The organism is Paraburkholderia sp. CNPSo 3281, assembly GCF_024206515.1.
GTDB classification, from domain to species: domain Bacteria; phylum Pseudomonadota; class Gammaproteobacteria; order Burkholderiales; family Burkholderiaceae; genus Paraburkholderia; species Paraburkholderia nodosa.
Genome location: NZ_JAMBPS010000098.1, coordinates 1 through 16240, shown reverse-complemented (window position 1 = coordinate 16240; position 16240 = coordinate 1). Strand labels below are relative to the sequence as shown.

Genomic DNA, 16240 nt, shown 5'->3' with positions numbered 1-16240 from the left:
CAGTGCGATTGAGCCAGCCATCGGCCACATGAAGACAGATGGCAAACTCGATCGGAACTGGCTGAAGGGAACGCTTGGTGACGCGATGCACGCTGTGCTATGCGGAGCTGGTCACAACCTGCGGATGATCCTGAGGAAGCTGCGGTTTTTTTACACCATTGTTCTCATCGCCCTGTTCATCCCTGTCGATCAGAGAGCATCCGCCGGCTGACGCCGACGACGGCCAAAACGAATTGTTCAGGGGCGACTAGTTAACGTCCTGATTGGGATCATAATTTGATATCTTGACGTTGTCGGCGTCAGGATTTTCTACGAGAACCAAGCCGCCGTTCACGTTGGGATTGTATGTAGTTCGACTCAGTACAGACCCGAGATCACCCGCATCTCTCGCGTTAATTTTGATTACAACGGCCTTGCTTAGTGAGGGATTATTTTTGGCAGCTATAAGGTCTAGGAGTTTCTGCATGATTTCCAGGCCGGACCCGCCGGGCGCCGTCTTGATGTCAACAATAACGACATAACCTAGACCGTCTGAGGTGACGTACTGTTCAAGAAGATCCAAAACCTCTGAGAAGCCCAAGAATTTTCCTTTATTCCCATTTGCATCTGAAAACACTTTTCCATGCCGATCCTTCAGGTCGACCTGCTTAAGTTGCGAATATGTTAGGCTGCTCACCGCGCCAGATCCTGTCGAAATACGGTCTATATTAAAATCGTGCGCGACAATCACCTGTTTATCGGCGGTAAATCGCGCATCGATCTCAACAGTTTCGTATCCGCGGTTCCAAGCATCTTGTAGGGCGTAAGACGAGTTCTCAGGATATATTTCCCAATATCCGCGGTGGGCGGACAGTAGGACAAGATCGGAAGAGGTACTCGATGGCTCGAACATCCTTTGAGTAATTTTGTCGACTACGTAGCTGGAGGGTATCACCGGTAAAGGAGTATCCGCTCTGGCAGCTACTGGCGTAAAAGACATAATCATGGATATTGCGAATATCTTTATATTCATGCCGCGTCCTCCATTGCCGCACCGATAACAAAACAAGGAAATTTTCAGTATTTCCTGTTCTCAATATCGCGTTAGAAGTCCGTTAAGAGCTAAATCTCTGCAACTCCGCCCAGTGAACGTGTAGATCTCTGATCTTCCGATCGTCAACGACCATCATCCATGTCGGCACCGACGGCCATCAAGGGCCAGACGGGGATGGCTGTAATTGCGCAAATTCATTGCCGCGCACAAGGGCGAAAAAACTGGATTCTCCATGCGATGCAAAATAAATACCACGGTATCACTAATTGCCAGTCGCACTGATATAAAATGTTTTTCTATGCGATTAAGAATCTCTAATATTGATTCATTTGTAAGTGCGATCTAAGTGTTCACGAGAAATTGACTTGAAATTTGGAGCCATAGCCGGATAGCAGCTCGGCGAGTGGCTTTGTCCGGATGGGTACGAGTTCCCGTGCTATGGACGCGACTATGCATTATTGACGCAAACCGGTTTGCCGAAGGCGTTCCACCGGTTCAGCAGGTTGGCGATGATTACGCCTTCGCCTTCCTGCGACGCAAGCTCCTGCGTCAGCAGGCGCTCGCCGATGCAACGCTTGATGCGCGAGATCTGCGCCTCGACCAGCGAGCGCACACCGTAGCCGTATTTCTTGTGAAATGCATAGATGCCTTTGTCCTCGATGTATCTGACGATCGGGTCATGCCGGCGGGTTCGCTCCTCGCCGTGTACGACGGCGGTGGGATGACGGGCGTCACGCCCGCGCCTGAAAGCGCTTCGGTACGCTCGATGCTGTAGTACGCGCCATCGGCAATCACCCGATCGATCGGCACATCAGCGGGCAGCACGGCGTCCATTCCTTCGCTGTCCGATACTTCTGTAGTGGTGATGCGGATCGCGTGTACGTTCATGTCAGCGTCGATCGACAGATGCATCTTGCGCCACGGCGTGCGCGCGGCCTTCTGACCGTACTTTTCCTCGTACCACTGGCTCGCCCGCCCAAAGCTCAATCCCGTGCTGTCGACGATGAGACTGATCGTCTCGCCGCGCGCGAGACGTCGGGCCAACTGTTCGCAACGCTGCGTGACGCTCACCTCCAGTGAAGCGAACCGTTCGCCCAGCTGACTGGCGCTGGGCACCGGGATGTCCAGCCCGCGAGTCTCCCAGTAGTCCTCCATATAGCCGGTGATCTGCCGCATCCCCCAGCCGAACAGCCGGTAGAAGGTAGAGATCAGCTCGATGTACGCCGTGGTGTAGGTCGGCTCACGCCCCGACACGCCCGGCGTACGGATCTTTGCGTTGATAAGCTGCGCCTTCAGATCGCCGCCCGGCACATACAGGCTGATCATGCCGCGCTTTCTCAGGCTCTGGTTATACGCCCGCGCGTTCGTCACCCGGTACCCCGGCTTCTTGCGCTTGCGCAGTTCACCCGTCTTTAGTCTGGCTTTATATGACATTATTCAAGCTGGCTTCATGACCATGATGTTGCGCTTTTACACAACCCGTAGCATCTTTGCCAACTGATTGCGGGTTTCAAGCAGACTGAAGTTGCATTTGATCAGTAATGCATATGTTTCATGAAATGCATGAGTTGGCAAGACAGGCAAAGCGAAGCGGAAGTCTGATTTGCGAAGTGATCGACATGGTAACGACGCGCGCGGCCATGGCGCAATGCGCCGGCGAAGTAGCGACAGGCCGCCCTGAGGGCCGCGATCAGCTGCGGAAGTAGTGCCTCAGGTTGATCATCGTGTAGGCGAGCGTCTTGAGCGCGTAGTGCACGCACGGCACTGATGCGTTCGAAGCGCAGCAGCAGGCGGCGGAAGGTGTCCTCCCAGGCGAACACGCGCTCGATGGTGCTGAAGCGCTCCGCGAAGATGGCCGCGTCGAAATGCCGTCTGCGACCGCGCTTCGGTGCCTTGCGCCCACGCGGGTTCTCGGGAATGTTGGGCCTCATGCCGCGGTTGAAGATCGCACGGCGGTTTTCGCGGCAGTCATAGACGCCATCCAGACTGACGGTTGAGCCCTGCAGGTTCGCACCAATGGCGCGCGCCATGGCGGTGAGTTTGGGCAGCGCGTCACGCAGCAGGGGTGATTCGTTGCGATTGCCCGGCGCCGTCACGAATGGCGCGATGATGTTGCAGTTGCGATCGCAGAAGGCCACCACCTTGTCGCCCTTCAGATGCTTGTGCCCGCTGTAGCCCAGGTTGTCGCCGCCTTTCTTTGCCGCTGTGGTCGTGCCGTCGCCATGGATGTTCGCGAGGTCGAGGAGCTGGTCCCGATGCAGTTGATCGACCGAGCCCGCGAAGACCCGGTCGATGCTGCCGTCAGCCTGCCAGCGTCGCATGATCCGGTAGATGCGGGTGTGGTGGATTTCAGGCAGCCCCTTTGCATCCGTTTCGATCGGCAGCATCTTCCATTGACACCCCATATAGAGCGCCTTCAGGACGTAGTTGAACATCCTCTGTAACGGCAACGTCGGCGGCGGGCCGCGCCGGCCCCGGCTCAGGTGCGGCAAGACAAATTGCCCGAACTGCGCTTCACTCAATTTCGTGGGAATCGCCTGCCGGCCAGGGTTTGCAGCCATTTTCGCATCCGCAAAGCCCTCACTTTAACCGCTCCCCCTCGCCAGCTCCGAAAGCCATTCCCGGTGGGGCTCGCAGACAAATTCGGCCCCTTCGGAAAACCCGCAATCAGTTGGACATTGCGATCAATAACGAGTGCGGCCGGCTGCTGGCCAATGTCGTGACCGCCTTCAACTCGGTACTGCTCTCACAACTGCTCGAACGCTACCAGCGGGAGGGAAATGAGAAGGCGCTCGCGATGCTGAAGAAGATTTCTCCGGTGGCGTGGCGGCACATCCACTTCCTCGGGCATTACACGTTTCGCAACGAGAACCCGATCGACATCGCGGCCATGCTTGCGGGTCTCGACCTTCTCTAACCACCTGAAATCAAAGGACTTCCAAAATTTCTGCGGTTCCGGCTTACAACCCCTACAGCGAAGTAATGTCGTCACCGGCCAATGCCCGCCAGGACAGGGCTGGGGCCTCCGGGCTGACGAAATTACTTCGTTTGCCAGCGAAGTAATTTCGTCAGTGCGCCGGGAGACCGGCAAGGAGTAAAGAGTGCAAGTCTCTTACAACGAAGGTCTAGCAAACCACGTTGTCCCCGAGTCATGCGCACAATTTGCCATGCAGATGTCATTATGGACTGCTAAAAAGTCATGAGGTTTGTCAATTTCGGCCGGACCAGCGAATGGTACCGTCAGAAATACGGACGCGATGCCAGTCGGATGCCGTGGCGCAAGGTCCATCTGTCGATCCGGAGATGAACGTCCACTCGATCGTGTTCACGGAAGACACCGTGTCCAATGAGGCCGGTCTGAAAGCATACTGGCGGTCGGTGTGAATGTGGACTGTGTGATCGCCAACGGTGCGTACTACAGCATCGCACAGGCTGAAGCGTGGTCAGTCAGCGGCGTGCTGCGGATGATTCCGCCACCGTCGAACGCGATCGATAATTTACTTTAACCAACCAACCTCGTAGGGAAATAATGACTGGAAAATCTTTGATGATAAAGATGGCGGCAGCCATCCTTATCGCCTTATGTTTCGCGGCATGCTCGGGGAAAGGCCTTGACAGCGGCGCCCAAGCTACCAGCACGCCCCGCGCGCAAACCTACAGGTGCTCGAACTAATGGAACACATGCAAATTAGTCGCCGCCAGTTCATGCGTCTTGCGGCAGCCGCAGCGGGTACGACAGTCGCGTCGACTATTTTCCCTGGGGCTATCCAACGCGCGCTGGCTACTCCGGCAAACAACGGTACCGGCACGATCAATGACGTTGAGCACATCGTTATTCTGATGCTCGAGAACCGTTCGTTCGACCACTACCTGGGCTCGCTGTCCGGCGTTCGTGGTTTCAACGACCCGTCGGTAACCTCGGATATCTGGTCTCAGCCGGACCGCAATGGTGGGATCGTTACGCCGTTCCACATTGATACCGACAACACTAACTTCCCGATCTGGAAGGGTCTGCCGCACTCGTGGCCGGATAGTCAAGCTGCCAACAATGGCGGCCGCATGAATAATTGGGTCCTGGCGAAAGGCGGGGCAACGATGGGTTACATCAACCGCCAGGACATTCCGTTCCACTGCGCCCTGGCTGATGCATTTACTGTGTGCGACGCGTACCACGCATCGATGCCCGGCCCGACCTGCCCGAACCGTCTGTACATGCTGACCGGCAGTAACGATCCGCATGGTCTCGGCGGCTTTGGGCCGATTATCGATAACAACAACATTACCCAGTTCACCAATGGTCAGGGCAATATGTACGGTCCGGGCTGGGTGACCTATGCTGAATCGCTGCAAAATGCAGGCATCAGTTGGGGCGCGTACCGTCAAGGCACCGACAAGACGAGCAACGACAACAGCGATGGCGGTATGAACGTGCTTCTCGCCTTCCAGAATTTCGTCAATGCTCTGCCGGGCAATCCGCTGTACGACCGCGGCGTCAACCCGCGAACCCTGGCGCAATTCAAGCAAGACGTGCTGGCCAATACGCTGCCGCAGGTTTCGTGGCTGTTCGCTCCGCGAATTTTCTGTGAGCACCCACTGTGGCCGCCAGCATACGGCGTCGAGTGGATCGCACGTATTCTGGATGCACTGACGTCGAATCCGGATGTTTGGAGCAAGACCGCCTTCATCGTAACCTATGACGAGAACGACGGCTTCTTCGACCACGTGGCTCCACCGCGCCCTGCGGCTACGTCGGCCAACGGTTTGAGCACCGTGGAAACGAGCGACGAAATCAACCCTGGCGACGGCAACCCCTTCGGTCTGGGCAATCGTGTGCCGACGTTTGTCGTTTCGCCGTGGAGTCGTGGAGGTTATGTTTGCTCGCAGACGTTCGACCATACTTCGCTGATCCGCTTCATTGAACAGCGATTTGGCGTGCACTGCGGCAACATCACCCCGTGGCGTCGCGCAGTTTGCGGTGACTTGACTTCGGCATTTAACTTCAAGACGCCTAACGATGTTTTCCCGACTTCGGTTCCGACTATCAGTATGTCAGTGCCGCTGCCAACTAGCGCCGTGGATTATGCTGCTGCGACGGCAGCAAATATCAACAAACCTGTTCCGACGCCACCGGCAACGCCGGCCGGCAAGCCGGTGGTTGAGTCCGGCACTCGTCCGGCACGTGCAATTCCGTATGAGCTGTTCGCGAAGTGCGCGGTCACCGGTGGTGGCCCTGCAGTGCACTTCGGTAACACGGGTGGTGTCGGAGTGTGCTACCGCGTTGTTGACCGTCTGAACCTGTCGAATGCACCAAAGTACTACACGGTTGAAGACAGCAAGACCCTGGATGATTTCTGGACATTAACCAGCGGTGCATACGATCTGCGCGTCACCGGTCCCAACGGCTTCGTTCGCGAGTATGTTGATACTCCGAGCACCAGCGCCGCCCTGCAAGTTGAAACGTGCTACGGTAGCGATGGCTCGATCCGCCTCTCGCTGATTAACGTTGGTTCGGGCGATGTGAATGCCACGGTCAGCGACAACGCTTACAAGATGGCGCCGCAGACGACCAGGGTTCCGGCGGGTCAAACCGTTGAACTGCCGATCGATCTCACCGCGAGCATGAGTTGGTACAACTTCAGCATCACCCTTAAGGAAAACAGCAATTTCATGTGCAAGGTTGCTGGTCACGTCGAAACCGGTGCAGATAGCATTACCGATCCGGCCATGGCCTCGTAAGGTGTTGTAATGCAGTTGTAGTTCCGCTGATTTGCGGGATAGCTCTGCTAAGAGTTTATCGAAAACTGGTTTGAATTTTGTTGCCGTAGCCAGCCAGCAGATCGGCTAGATTCTCATGGTTTTCGTATTAAACTCAGCAGTTTAGGCGGAGATGTGGCGAGGTTTTAACGATTACCCACACCGCCAAATTAGGCGAAACGACGGCCGGGGAGCCGTCTGGAACATGAGACCCCGGCCGTTGCGGTGCGCATAATCAGAGGGTTTCGAGGAAGGCCATGACCTTGTCGGTTGCGTGAAAACGCGGCGTCCGCTGCCCGACAGGCTGCAAGCGACCTAGCGCTTCCTCCTTGTGCGCAAGATTGGACTCCATGTAGATGTGCGTCGTGTCGATGCTTTCATGGCCCAGCCAGAATGCGATGACACTGATGTCAACGCCAGCCTCTCCTTGCCGGCCACCATGGTCGGTAGGAAAAGTTCAGGGCATTATGCGAACCATTGCCACACAACTCAGCCCGAGCGATCCCGCCTGAACACGGCGGTGTCGCCATCGTCTACATGGCGCTTCGCCTAATTTGCCGGTGTGGGTAATCGCGAAATTTTCGCCAAAATAATCTTAGCTCGATGATTTTGCGGAGAAATTCTGATTTTTTGTCGGTTTGGTTGAGCAGTGTTCAGCCCACAGACACTATCATTGTCCCAGCGTCGTCGGTCTGCAGTCGGTCTACCGCTTGCGTGCCTCGAACGCATGATCAAACTGCCGGGCCCACTGCACTTCATCGCTGTGCAAGTAGGTCGACGTCTTCGAAATCGACGCATGGCGCAAATTATCGCGCACCATGATCAGCTCAGCACCCCGTGCCAGCGCGTGCGACGCGTGCGTGTGACGCATCCAATGCGGGCTTGCGCGGCGCAGCTTGTCGGCAGTCGCTGACCGTTCGTCCTGGATCGCGTCGGCCACCACAATGAAGAATCGTCTCAGCACACGCCAGAGCCGTTTTAGTTCGATGCCTGCGCCGTCCTCCTCAAGGCTCGCGACGAGCGGCGTCGCCGGGTTCCAGCGCGCGGGCGTAACCGGCAGCCCACGCTGCACGAGAAATTGATCCAGCGCGGCTCGGGCGAGCGACGGCAACGCAACCTTACCGCGCTTGCCCCCTTGCCGAGCACGTGCAGCCAGTGATCGCCGTGCTCATCTCGACGGATATCGGCGAGCGTCGCGCCGACCAGTTCACTCGCGCGCAGGCCAGTTGCATAGCCAAAGTCCAGCAGAAACCGCACGCGCTGGGCGGCCGGCACGCTCCAGCCGTAGGACCATTCGAGGCCGTCAGCAACGGTGCGGATGAGCAGCGACTCGCCCTCGGAGAAACCGCGCGACACGTCCAATCCCGCACGCGGCGCGTCACTCTTGACCTTGACGCCGGCGAACGGATTCGCCAGCACGTAGCGCTGCTCGACCAGCCAGCGAAATAGCGCCGACAGGACATTCAGTGCGTACGCCGCTGATCGGGGCGAGAGCGCGCCGATGAAAGGTCGCCATTCAACACTGTGGCGTGGCCGCGACGGCCCGACCCAACGCTCGCGCGGCGTGGGCCGGCGCAGGAATGCCCGGTACGCGATCGCGTCGTCAGTGGTGAGCGACGACAACGCTCGGCCTCGCTCGATGATCCCCCACAGGATCAGGCGCTCTGCTTCCTTGCGGTAGGCGCGCTGCGTGGTGGCCGAGTCGTGCAGCGAGAGCCAGGATTGGATCGCCTCGTAGTCGTTGGATGCATTCAGCAGGCAAGCAGCCCTTGGTGCGCGGAACTGTCCATGCGAGCCGTCGACTTCGTGCGGCACACGCAACTGCTCCCACGCCACGACGTCGCCGGCCGGTGCCACGACGATCAACGCCCGCGCCCGTTCGGTCAGTGCCGGATGGGCGGCAAAAAACGCCTCCACGCGACGCGCGCCGGCGACGCCGAGTCCGTCGATCGCGATCCACCAGCGGCGCCGGCGCGGAATCCGCACGGTCAGATCGGCCAGCGTCCGGAGGCCGTGCGCCTGCAGCGCGCCCACCACGCGCGGCGGCAACCACTGGTCGATCTCGTCGGCAATGTGCGGCACCGGTGCTGGCAGGCTGCGCAATGTCTCAATAGCGCGTGCGACGATGTCGGCCGACGCGGCGGATCGCTCGCCGAATGTTTCACCCAGGTCAGCCCGGTGACGGCTCGTCGCGAACGCGACCAGAGTGCGCCGAATGCGGCCGAGCACGCCGCGCGCCGACGCCCCGGGCGCCTTGCGGTCGCCCAGATAGCGCGCGACGGCCGCTCGAGGGTCGACTGGCATACCAGGCGCGCAGCGCAGCCAGTTCAGCGTCGCTGGGGAAGGCGATGGGGGCTATCTCACGCGTTTTCATGCCTGCCAGTTTAGATTCAGAACAAGATTGGACAGATAATATTTTTTATCTGTCCATTCGTGATGAACGTTTCAGATCTTTTACAATCCCAGCTGTCAGGTGTCCAATGGGGGGATGCCAAGATTCGGGGCTTTTTCGTACGTCAAAGCTCCGGGCGTGCGTCACAAGCGTCGCGGACCCACCCAATACGGCTCTGGTGCAAATAGGCGGTCTGCACGAGATTTTTCCTATATAGAGGATACCTTATCAAGCAGACAAGACGTCCTCCCAGACTGCGGGCGCAGTGGCATCTTTGAGGCCGAGCTTCGCGAGACCGAATTGTCCCTTGCGAATACGATGTACCAGCTCAATACGAGAGAGGGTGATCGCTGCATTCCTGAAACGCTTGAAGCCGAGCATGACTTTCGTCCGGGGACTTGATGTTGCGGTGGTCCTGCTCGACCAGATTATTGAGATATTTCGAGGATCGGACCTTCGTGTCCTCAGGCAGCAGGCCATCGGCCTTCATCTCGCGCACGGCGCGGTGCGAGGCCGCATAGCCGTCAAGCGTGATGGTCTTCGGTGGCTGGCCTTGATGTTTGATCGCCTTCCTGAAAAAGGCTTTTGCCGCCTTCACGTCGCGCCTGGCACTGTCTGGCCCACCCGATCCACCGCCCGATAAAGATAGACCCACTTGCCGCGCAGCTTGAGATAAGTCTCGTCAACACGCCAGGACTGGCCGGTGGGCCTGCCGAAGATTCCACCGTTTGACGAACTCCGGCGCAAAGCGCTGCACCCAGCGCAGGATCGTCGTGTGGGCCGGCGCCAGACCCCGTTCCGCCATCATTTCGACCAGATCGCGCAAGCTAAGCTTGTAGCGCAGGTACCAGCGAACACACAGAATGATCACATCGCGGTCAAAGTGACGCCTGCAAACAGTTCGTCCAGGCTCTTCAGCTTGCTCATCCCCAGTTCTCAATTCGTTCAGCCCGACACCTTAACCGATTCGCCCCCGCGCTATTTGCACCAGAGCCCAAATACAAGTGGCCATGGCAGCGTCGCACCGGGTATCGTGCAACTGTAGTCAGCGACGTTGCTGACCGCGCAGGCGCCCCCCGGGCCACTCCGGTCGCGCCCTGCGCGCTATAGACAGACGAATAGGGCCACGTATCTTGATAGAATCAAGGGCTAGAGCCTGACTGTGAATGACGGCACATGAACTATCAACATGGCTCCGACACGGGCTTCAGTGTCCACGTCCTGTGGGAGGATGAAGAGCGCACCTTCTGCCGTGTCGGGTCCCCTGGCGCCACCGACAGTGTGCTGGTCGTGCGCAGCGCCGACGAACACCCCTCGACCGCCCTTCTCGATCGCCTCGCTCACGAGTTCGCGCTGAAGGAACAGCTCAACAGCGCGTGGGCGGTGCGCCCCATCAAGCTGGTGCGCGAAGACGGACGGATGGCCCTGCTGCTCGAGGATCCGGGTGGCGACCCACTCGAGCGCCTGGTCGGTGCGCCTGTCGGGGTGGAGCGTGTCTTGTCGCTCGCCGTGGACATTGCCGCTACGCTGGTCAAGCTCCATCAGTGCGGCCTTGTCCACAAGGACCTCAAGCCCGCTCATATTCTGGTTGACTGCACAGACAGGCAGCCGCGGCTCACCGGATTCGGCATCGCTTCGCAACTGCCGCGCGAGCGGCAATCACCGCAGCCGCCTGAAACGATCGCCGGCACCCTCGCCTACATGGCACCTGAACAGACCGGACGGATGAATCGCTCAATCGATTCGCGCAGTGACCTTTATGCATTCGGGGTCACGCTCTATCAAATGCTCACGGGGACCCTGCCGTTCATGGCCTCCGACCCGATGGAATGGGTGCATTGCCATATTGCACGAAAGCCGGTGCCCCCAAGCGAGCTGGTAAACACGGTCCCAGCTGCCGTCTCGGAACTTGTCATGAAGCTGCTCGCAAAGACGCCCGAGGAGCGCTATCAGACTGCGGCGGGCGTCGAGCGAGACCTGCGGCGTTGCCTGACCGAATGGCAACGTCAACGCCACATCGATGCCTTCCTGCTGGGTGAATACGACATGCCCGACCGGCTCCGGATCCCCGAGAAGCTCTATGGGAGGCAGAACGAGGTCAAGGCCCTGATTGCCGCATTTGATCGAGTGGTCAACACCGGCACGCCTGAACTCGTGCTGGTTTCCGGTTGTTCGGGCATCGGCAAGTCTGCGGTCGTCAGTGAACTGCACAAGGCGCTGGTACCACCACGTGGACTCTTCGCGTCGGGCAAGTTCGACCAGTACAAACGCGACATACCCTATTCGACACTCGTGCAGGCCATTCAGGGCCTGGTGCGGTCGCTTCTCGGCAAGCCGGACACGGAGCTCGCGGTCTGGCGCGACGCATTGGTCACAGCACTGGGTCCGAATGCGCGCCTCGTGACCGAGATGATTCCCGAGTTGAAGCTCGTCATCGGAGACCCGGCGCCCGTCCCGGAACTCGAGCCGAATCAGGCGCGACACCGCTTCGAACTCGTCTTCCGGCGCTTTATCGGCGTGTTTGCGCAACGTGAGCATCCGCTGGCACTCTTTCTCGACGATCTGCAATGGCTCGACGCCGCGACGCTCGATTTGCTCGACGATCTTCTGACGCGCTCTGATCTTCAATATCTGATGCTGATCGGCGCCTATCGCAGCAATGAAGTGGATGCCAGCCATCCGCTGCTGCGCAAGCTTCAGACGTTCAGGGCGGCGGGCGCACGGATCGACGAAATCGCTCTAGCGCCTCTCGCTTGCGAGTACGTGGAGCAACTGAACGTCGAAGCGCTTCACTGTGAGCCGGCGCGCGCCGCACCGCTTGCCCGCCTCGTGCATGAAAAGACGGCGGGCAATCCGTTCTTCGTGATCCAGTTTTTGCACGCGCTCGCCGATGCCGGTCTCATCAGCTTCGACCATGACAACGCCTGCTGGTGCTGGGATCTGCCCCGCATCCACGGCACGGGATACACCGACAACGTGGTAGACCTCATGGTCGCGAAGCTGGCGCGTCTGCCCACTGAAACGCAGCGCGCGTTGCAACAGCTCGCCTGCCTCGGCAACACCGCCTCGCTTGCGATACTGCCGAAGGTTCTGGGCACCTCGACGCGGGAAATTCGAGCGCTGCTGCGGCCTGCAGTCGATCAGGAACTGGTCGAGCAACGGGAAGACGCGTACGCGTTTGTACACGACCGGGTGCAGGAAGCCGCCTATTCGCTGATTCCGGGAGATTTGCGTGCCGACACCCACCTGCGAATCGGGCGGCTGCTCGCAGCGCAAACCGCCGCTGGCAGAATGGAAGATGCGATCTTCGAGATCGTCAGCCAACTCAACCGTGGCGCAGCGCTGATGACTTCCCAGCAGGAACGCGAGCAACTGGCCGAGTTCAACCTAAGCGCAGCCCGGCGAGCCAAGGCGTCGACAGCCTATGCGTCGGCGCTCACCTACCTCACTGCTGGCGCGGAACACCTGACGGGCGACTGCTGGGAGCGCAGGCATGAACTGATTTTCGCGCTGGAGTTGAACCGGGCCGAATGCGAGTTCCTCACCGGGCGGTTAGCGGACGCGCAAGAGCGGCTGGCCATGCTGTCAAGCCGCGCGACGACTACCGCCGAACAGGCGCATGTTGCGTGTCTGCGCATGGATGTTTACCTGACTCTCGACCGGAGCGGTCGCGCGGTCGAAGTCTGTCTCGACCACCTCCGGCAAGTCGGTATTGACTGGGCAGCGCACCCGCACGAAAACGACGTACAGCGGGGATACGAAACGGTCCGGTCACTGCTTGCAGGTCGGACAATCGAGGCACTCATTGATGTGCCATTGATGACGGATCCGATGTCCCTTGCGATCGCCGATGTGCTGAGCAAGCTCTTGAGGCCGGCCTGGTTCTTCGACGCGAATCTCGCGTCCCTCGCCATATGCAAACTGATCAGTCTTAGTCTGGAGCGCGGCAACTGCGACGCCTCGTGCTTTGCGTACGTCATGTTCCCCCGGATTGCAGGACCACGCTTTGGCGAATACCACGCCGGTATCCAGTTCGGCCAGCTTGGTTTCGATCTGGTCGAGCGCCGGGGACTCAAACGCTTCGAGGCAGTGACGTATCTCTGCTACGCGCTCTACGTCGTGCGCTGGACGAAACACGTGCGCGTCAGCAGCGAGGTGCTGCGCCGCGCGTTCGAAGCGGCAACCCGGACCGGGGACCTTCCGTCTGGCGCCTATACCTGCTGCCACGTTGTTTCGGACCGGCTTTTTGCCGGTGAGCCGTTGATCGACGTGCAACGCGAAGCTGAACAGGGCCTTGCATTCTCCGTGAAGGCGCGTTTCGGCCTTGTCGTCGATAACCTCACTACGCAACTTGCGCTGATCCGGATGCTCCGCGGCTCGACGTTAAAATTCGGTCGTTTCGACTACGGCGAGTTCAACGAGCTTCGTACGGAACAGCGTTTGTCCGCCAACCCCGCGCTCGCGACGGCTGCGTGCTGGTACTGGATCCGGAAACTACAGGGGCGCTACCTTTCAGGCGACCATGTGGCCGCCGTGAATGCGGCAGCGGTCGCGCAGCAGCTCCTCTGGAGCTCGTCGTCGCACCTGGAGGAGTGCGAGTACCACTTCTACGGCGCGCTCGCACTCGCCGCACATTGCGACCGTGCACCAGCCGGGGAGCGACAGCAGCAGCACGACGCCATCGCTGCGCATTGCCGGCAACTGGAGATATGGGCGAAGAACTGTCCGGCGAATTTCGGCAATCGCGCTGCGCTGGTGGGCGCGGAGATGGCGCGCCTGGAAGGCCGTGATGTCGACGCGATGCGGCTCTACGACGAGGCCATTCGCCTCGCGCGCGCAAACGGCTTTGTACACAACGAAGCGCTTGCCAATGAACTCGCATCCGGTTTCTACGCGGCGCGCGATTTCGACAAGATTGCCCGTGTCTATTTGCAGGACGCGCGCCGGGGCTACCGACACTGGGGCGCCGAAGGCAAGGTGCGCCAACTCGACGAACTGTTCCCCCATCTCAGGGATGAGGAGCGCACGCCCGGACCAGGCAGCACGATCGGGGCGCCTGTCGAACACCTTGACCTTGCTACTGTAATCAGGGTATCGCAAGCGGTTTCGGGAGAGGTCGTTCTCGACAGGTTGATCGACACGATCATGCGCACGGCAATCGAACAGGCAGGCGCGGAGCGGGGGTTACTCATTCTTTCGCATACGGGCGAACAGCGGCTCGCAGCGGAAGTCGGGACGGACGGCGCAAAACCTCGCGTCCAATTGCGGGATGTGCCCGTAAGCGCAACCGTGATGCCCGAGTCGGTGCTCCACCATGTGCTGCGCACAAGGAAGAACGTCATTCTCGACGATGCCGTGAACGAGCCCGCGTTCGCGATGGACGCATATATCCGCGAGCATCGAACCCGTTCCGTTCTCTGCATGCCGTTGATGAATCAGGCAAAGCTGATCGGCGCTCTGTACCTCGAAAACAATCTGATCACCCGCGCCTTCACCTCAGCACGGAGTGCGGTACTCCGGCTCCTCGCGTCGCAGGCGGCGACTGCGCTCGAGAATACCCGACTGTACCGCGACCTTGCCGAACGCGAGGCAAGAATCCGGCGACTCGTCGATGCCAATATCATCGGCATCATCGTGTGGAACGCCGAAGGTGACATCCTCGAGGCTAATGACGCGTTTCTGCGCATGGTGGGATATGACCGTACTGAACTTGCCGCAGCCCGTCTACGCTGGCGAGATCTGACGCCGGACGAATGGCGCGAAAGCGCCGAACAGGCTCTGCTACAGATCGGACAGGACGGGCGTATTCAACCTTCCGAGAAGGAGTACGTCCGGAAGGACGGCAGTCGTGTGCCCGTCATGGTCGGCCGGGCGGCGTTCGATGCCAGCGGGAAGGAAGGCGTCGCCTTCGTGATTGATCTGACCGTGCTCAAGGAGGCGGAGCGCCGTTTGCGCGAGTCCTACGAAATGCTTCGGGAGCTCACGTCACATCGAGAAATGGCTCGCGAGGAAGAGCGCAAGCACATCGCACGTGAGATGCACGACGAACTTGGACAGCATCTCACCGCGCTTCGCCTGCAGGCGTCGGCATTACGCATGCAGTTGGGCCGAGATCGACCGGAGCTGGTCGCGCAGACCCAGGTACTGATTTCCCTTGTGGATGAAACGATGCAGGTCGTCAGAGGGGTGATCGCATCGCTGCGTCCGGCAGCACTCGACACTGGCATTGCGGCAGCGCTCGAGTGGCTCGCTGCAGAGTTCAACCGCAACGGCCGCACAGTCTGTTACCTCAACTTGCAGGACGAGAACATCGTCGTGAGCGAGGATCGCGCTATCGTCCTGTTCCGCCTCGTCCAGGAGGCGCTGACCAACGTCGCCCGTCACGCGGTGGCGAATCGGGTGATTATCGGGCTGAAACGAACACATGACGCCTATCTGCTGGACGTGAACGACGACGGTGTCGGGTTCGATGTTCTGGCAACCGGGAAGAGATCGTTCGGTCTAGCGGGGATGAAAGAGCGTGTTCTGATGCTGGGTGGCGAAATCGACGTTATCAGTTCGCCGGGCGCCGGCACCACAATCAAGGTGACACTTCCAGTCGATCGTGAACAAGCTGTCCCCTAATACTACTGTGTCATATAAGTAACTGCGCGATCTACTGTCGTACAGCAAGAAAGCCATCGTTGCATGAGCCCTTGTCCAAGCAGGATGCGCAATGTAGTAATGGAATCAGGAACGTGGCGCTGAGCGCGCTGGACTGCCCCGGGGGATGTAATCCGAGGGAAGGGCAGGCAGCGCGCGTTCAAGGAAGTTTTTTTTACCATGTCCACCTGATTGCATTCTGAGTCGTTGAGCCATCAGAAACCCATACGCAGCGATACTCAGTGTGGCGTGATGGTGAAAGCCACGCCAGCCTCGTCCTTCATAATGACCGAGCCCGAACTCCTGCTTCAGGTCCTGATAGTCGCGCTCGATGCGCCAGCGCATTTTGGTCACGAACACGAGCTGCTCGAGGGTCGCCTCTTCGGGGGCCGTAGTGAGAAAGTATTTGAGCGGCTCCG

8 protein-coding genes and 3 pseudogenes are annotated in these 16240 nt (G+C 59.2%); 4 read left to right on the top strand and 7 right to left on the bottom strand.

Translation table 11 applies throughout. The features are described from left to right. Positions 1-211, top strand: a pseudogene (locus M3I56_RS39150) (IS5/IS1182 family transposase); the annotation flags it as partial. A gap of 36 nt (positions 212-247) precedes the next feature. Here the strand turns inward: M3I56_RS39150 and M3I56_RS39145 are convergent. The 3 genes from M3I56_RS39145 to M3I56_RS39135 all read right to left on the bottom strand — a co-directional run bounded on the left by M3I56_RS39145 (position 248) and on the right by M3I56_RS39135 (position 3594). Beyond that, the gene (locus M3I56_RS39145; RefSeq protein WP_254358466.1) at positions 248-1012 is read right to left on the bottom strand and encodes a glycerophosphodiester phosphodiesterase family protein; all 765 of its coding nucleotides are present in this window, start codon (positions 1010-1012) and stop codon (positions 248-250) included. A gap of 570 nt (positions 1013-1582) precedes the next feature. Then, on the bottom strand, positions 1583-2467 hold the full coding sequence (locus tag M3I56_RS39140) for a transposase (protein WP_254358465.1): 885 nt from the start codon (positions 2465-2467) through the stop codon (positions 1583-1585). A 101-nt stretch (positions 2468-2568) separates the two neighbouring features. After that, positions 2569-3594, bottom strand: a complete 1026-nt coding sequence (locus M3I56_RS39135; protein ID WP_254358464.1) for a transposase — start codon at positions 3592-3594, stop codon at positions 2569-2571. Positions 3595-3704: 110 nt separating this feature from the next. On the opposite strand from M3I56_RS39135, the gene M3I56_RS39130 reads away from it, so the two are divergent. Then, positions 3705-3950, top strand: coding sequence for a Tn3 family transposase (locus M3I56_RS39130; RefSeq protein WP_165979569.1), 246 nt, complete (start codon positions 3705-3707; stop codon positions 3948-3950). A gap of 530 nt (positions 3951-4480) precedes the next feature. Here M3I56_RS39130 and M3I56_RS41270 read toward each other — a convergent pair. Further along, positions 4481-4603: a hypothetical protein gene (locus M3I56_RS41270; protein ID WP_302057194.1), complete on the bottom strand. Its 123-nt coding sequence runs from the start codon at positions 4601-4603 to the stop codon at positions 4481-4483. A 102-nt stretch (positions 4604-4705) separates the two neighbouring features. Here M3I56_RS41270 and M3I56_RS39125 point away from each other — a divergent pair, with 102 nt between their 5' ends. After that, positions 4706-6769 (top strand): phosphocholine-specific phospholipase C, encoded by a 2064-nt coding sequence (locus M3I56_RS39125; protein WP_309249224.1) that lies wholly within the window; start codon positions 4706-4708, stop codon positions 6767-6769. Positions 6770-7490: 721 nt separating this feature from the next. Here M3I56_RS39125 and M3I56_RS39120 read toward each other — a convergent pair. Together M3I56_RS39120 and M3I56_RS39115 are read right to left on the bottom strand one after the other, a co-directional pair. Continuing rightward, a pseudogene (locus tag M3I56_RS39120) lies at positions 7491-9161 on the bottom strand (phage integrase family protein). Positions 9162-9407: 246 nt separating this feature from the next. After that, a pseudogene (locus M3I56_RS39115) lies at positions 9408-10119 on the bottom strand (IS6 family transposase). A gap of 236 nt (positions 10120-10355) precedes the next feature. Here M3I56_RS39115 and M3I56_RS39110 point away from each other — a divergent pair. Next, positions 10356-15803 (top strand): AAA family ATPase, encoded by a 5448-nt coding sequence (locus M3I56_RS39110; RefSeq protein ID WP_254346438.1) that lies wholly within the window; start codon positions 10356-10358, stop codon positions 15801-15803. A 105-nt stretch (positions 15804-15908) separates the two neighbouring features. Here M3I56_RS39110 and M3I56_RS39105 read toward each other — a convergent pair. Beyond that, positions 15909-16240 (bottom strand): transposase (locus tag M3I56_RS39105; protein WP_254358463.1); only part of this gene is annotated, 332 nt, incomplete at its 5' end.

What these genes read in the sequence shown, in the direction of transcription:
- M3I56_RS39125 (WP_309249224.1), top strand. Translation starts at nt 4,706, where the DNA reads ATGGAACACATGCAAATTAGTCGCCGCCAGTTCATGCGTCTTGCGGCA.
- M3I56_RS39145 (WP_254358466.1), bottom strand. Translation starts at nt 1,012, where the DNA reads ATGAATATAAAGATATTCGCAATATCCATGATTATGTCTTTTACGCCA.
- M3I56_RS41270 (WP_302057194.1), bottom strand. Translation starts at nt 4,603, where the DNA reads ATGGCTGCCGCCATCTTTATCATCAAAGATTTTCCAGTCATTATTTCC.
- M3I56_RS39110 (WP_254346438.1), top strand. Translation starts at nt 10,356, where the DNA reads ATGAACTATCAACATGGCTCCGACACGGGCTTCAGTGTCCACGTCCTG.
- M3I56_RS39140 (WP_254358465.1), bottom strand. Translation starts at nt 2,467, where the DNA reads ATGTCATATAAAGCCAGACTAAAGACGGGTGAACTGCGCAAGCGCAAG.
- M3I56_RS39135 (WP_254358464.1), bottom strand. Translation starts at nt 3,594, where the DNA reads ATGGCTGCAAACCCTGGCCGGCAGGCGATTCCCACGAAATTGAGTGAA.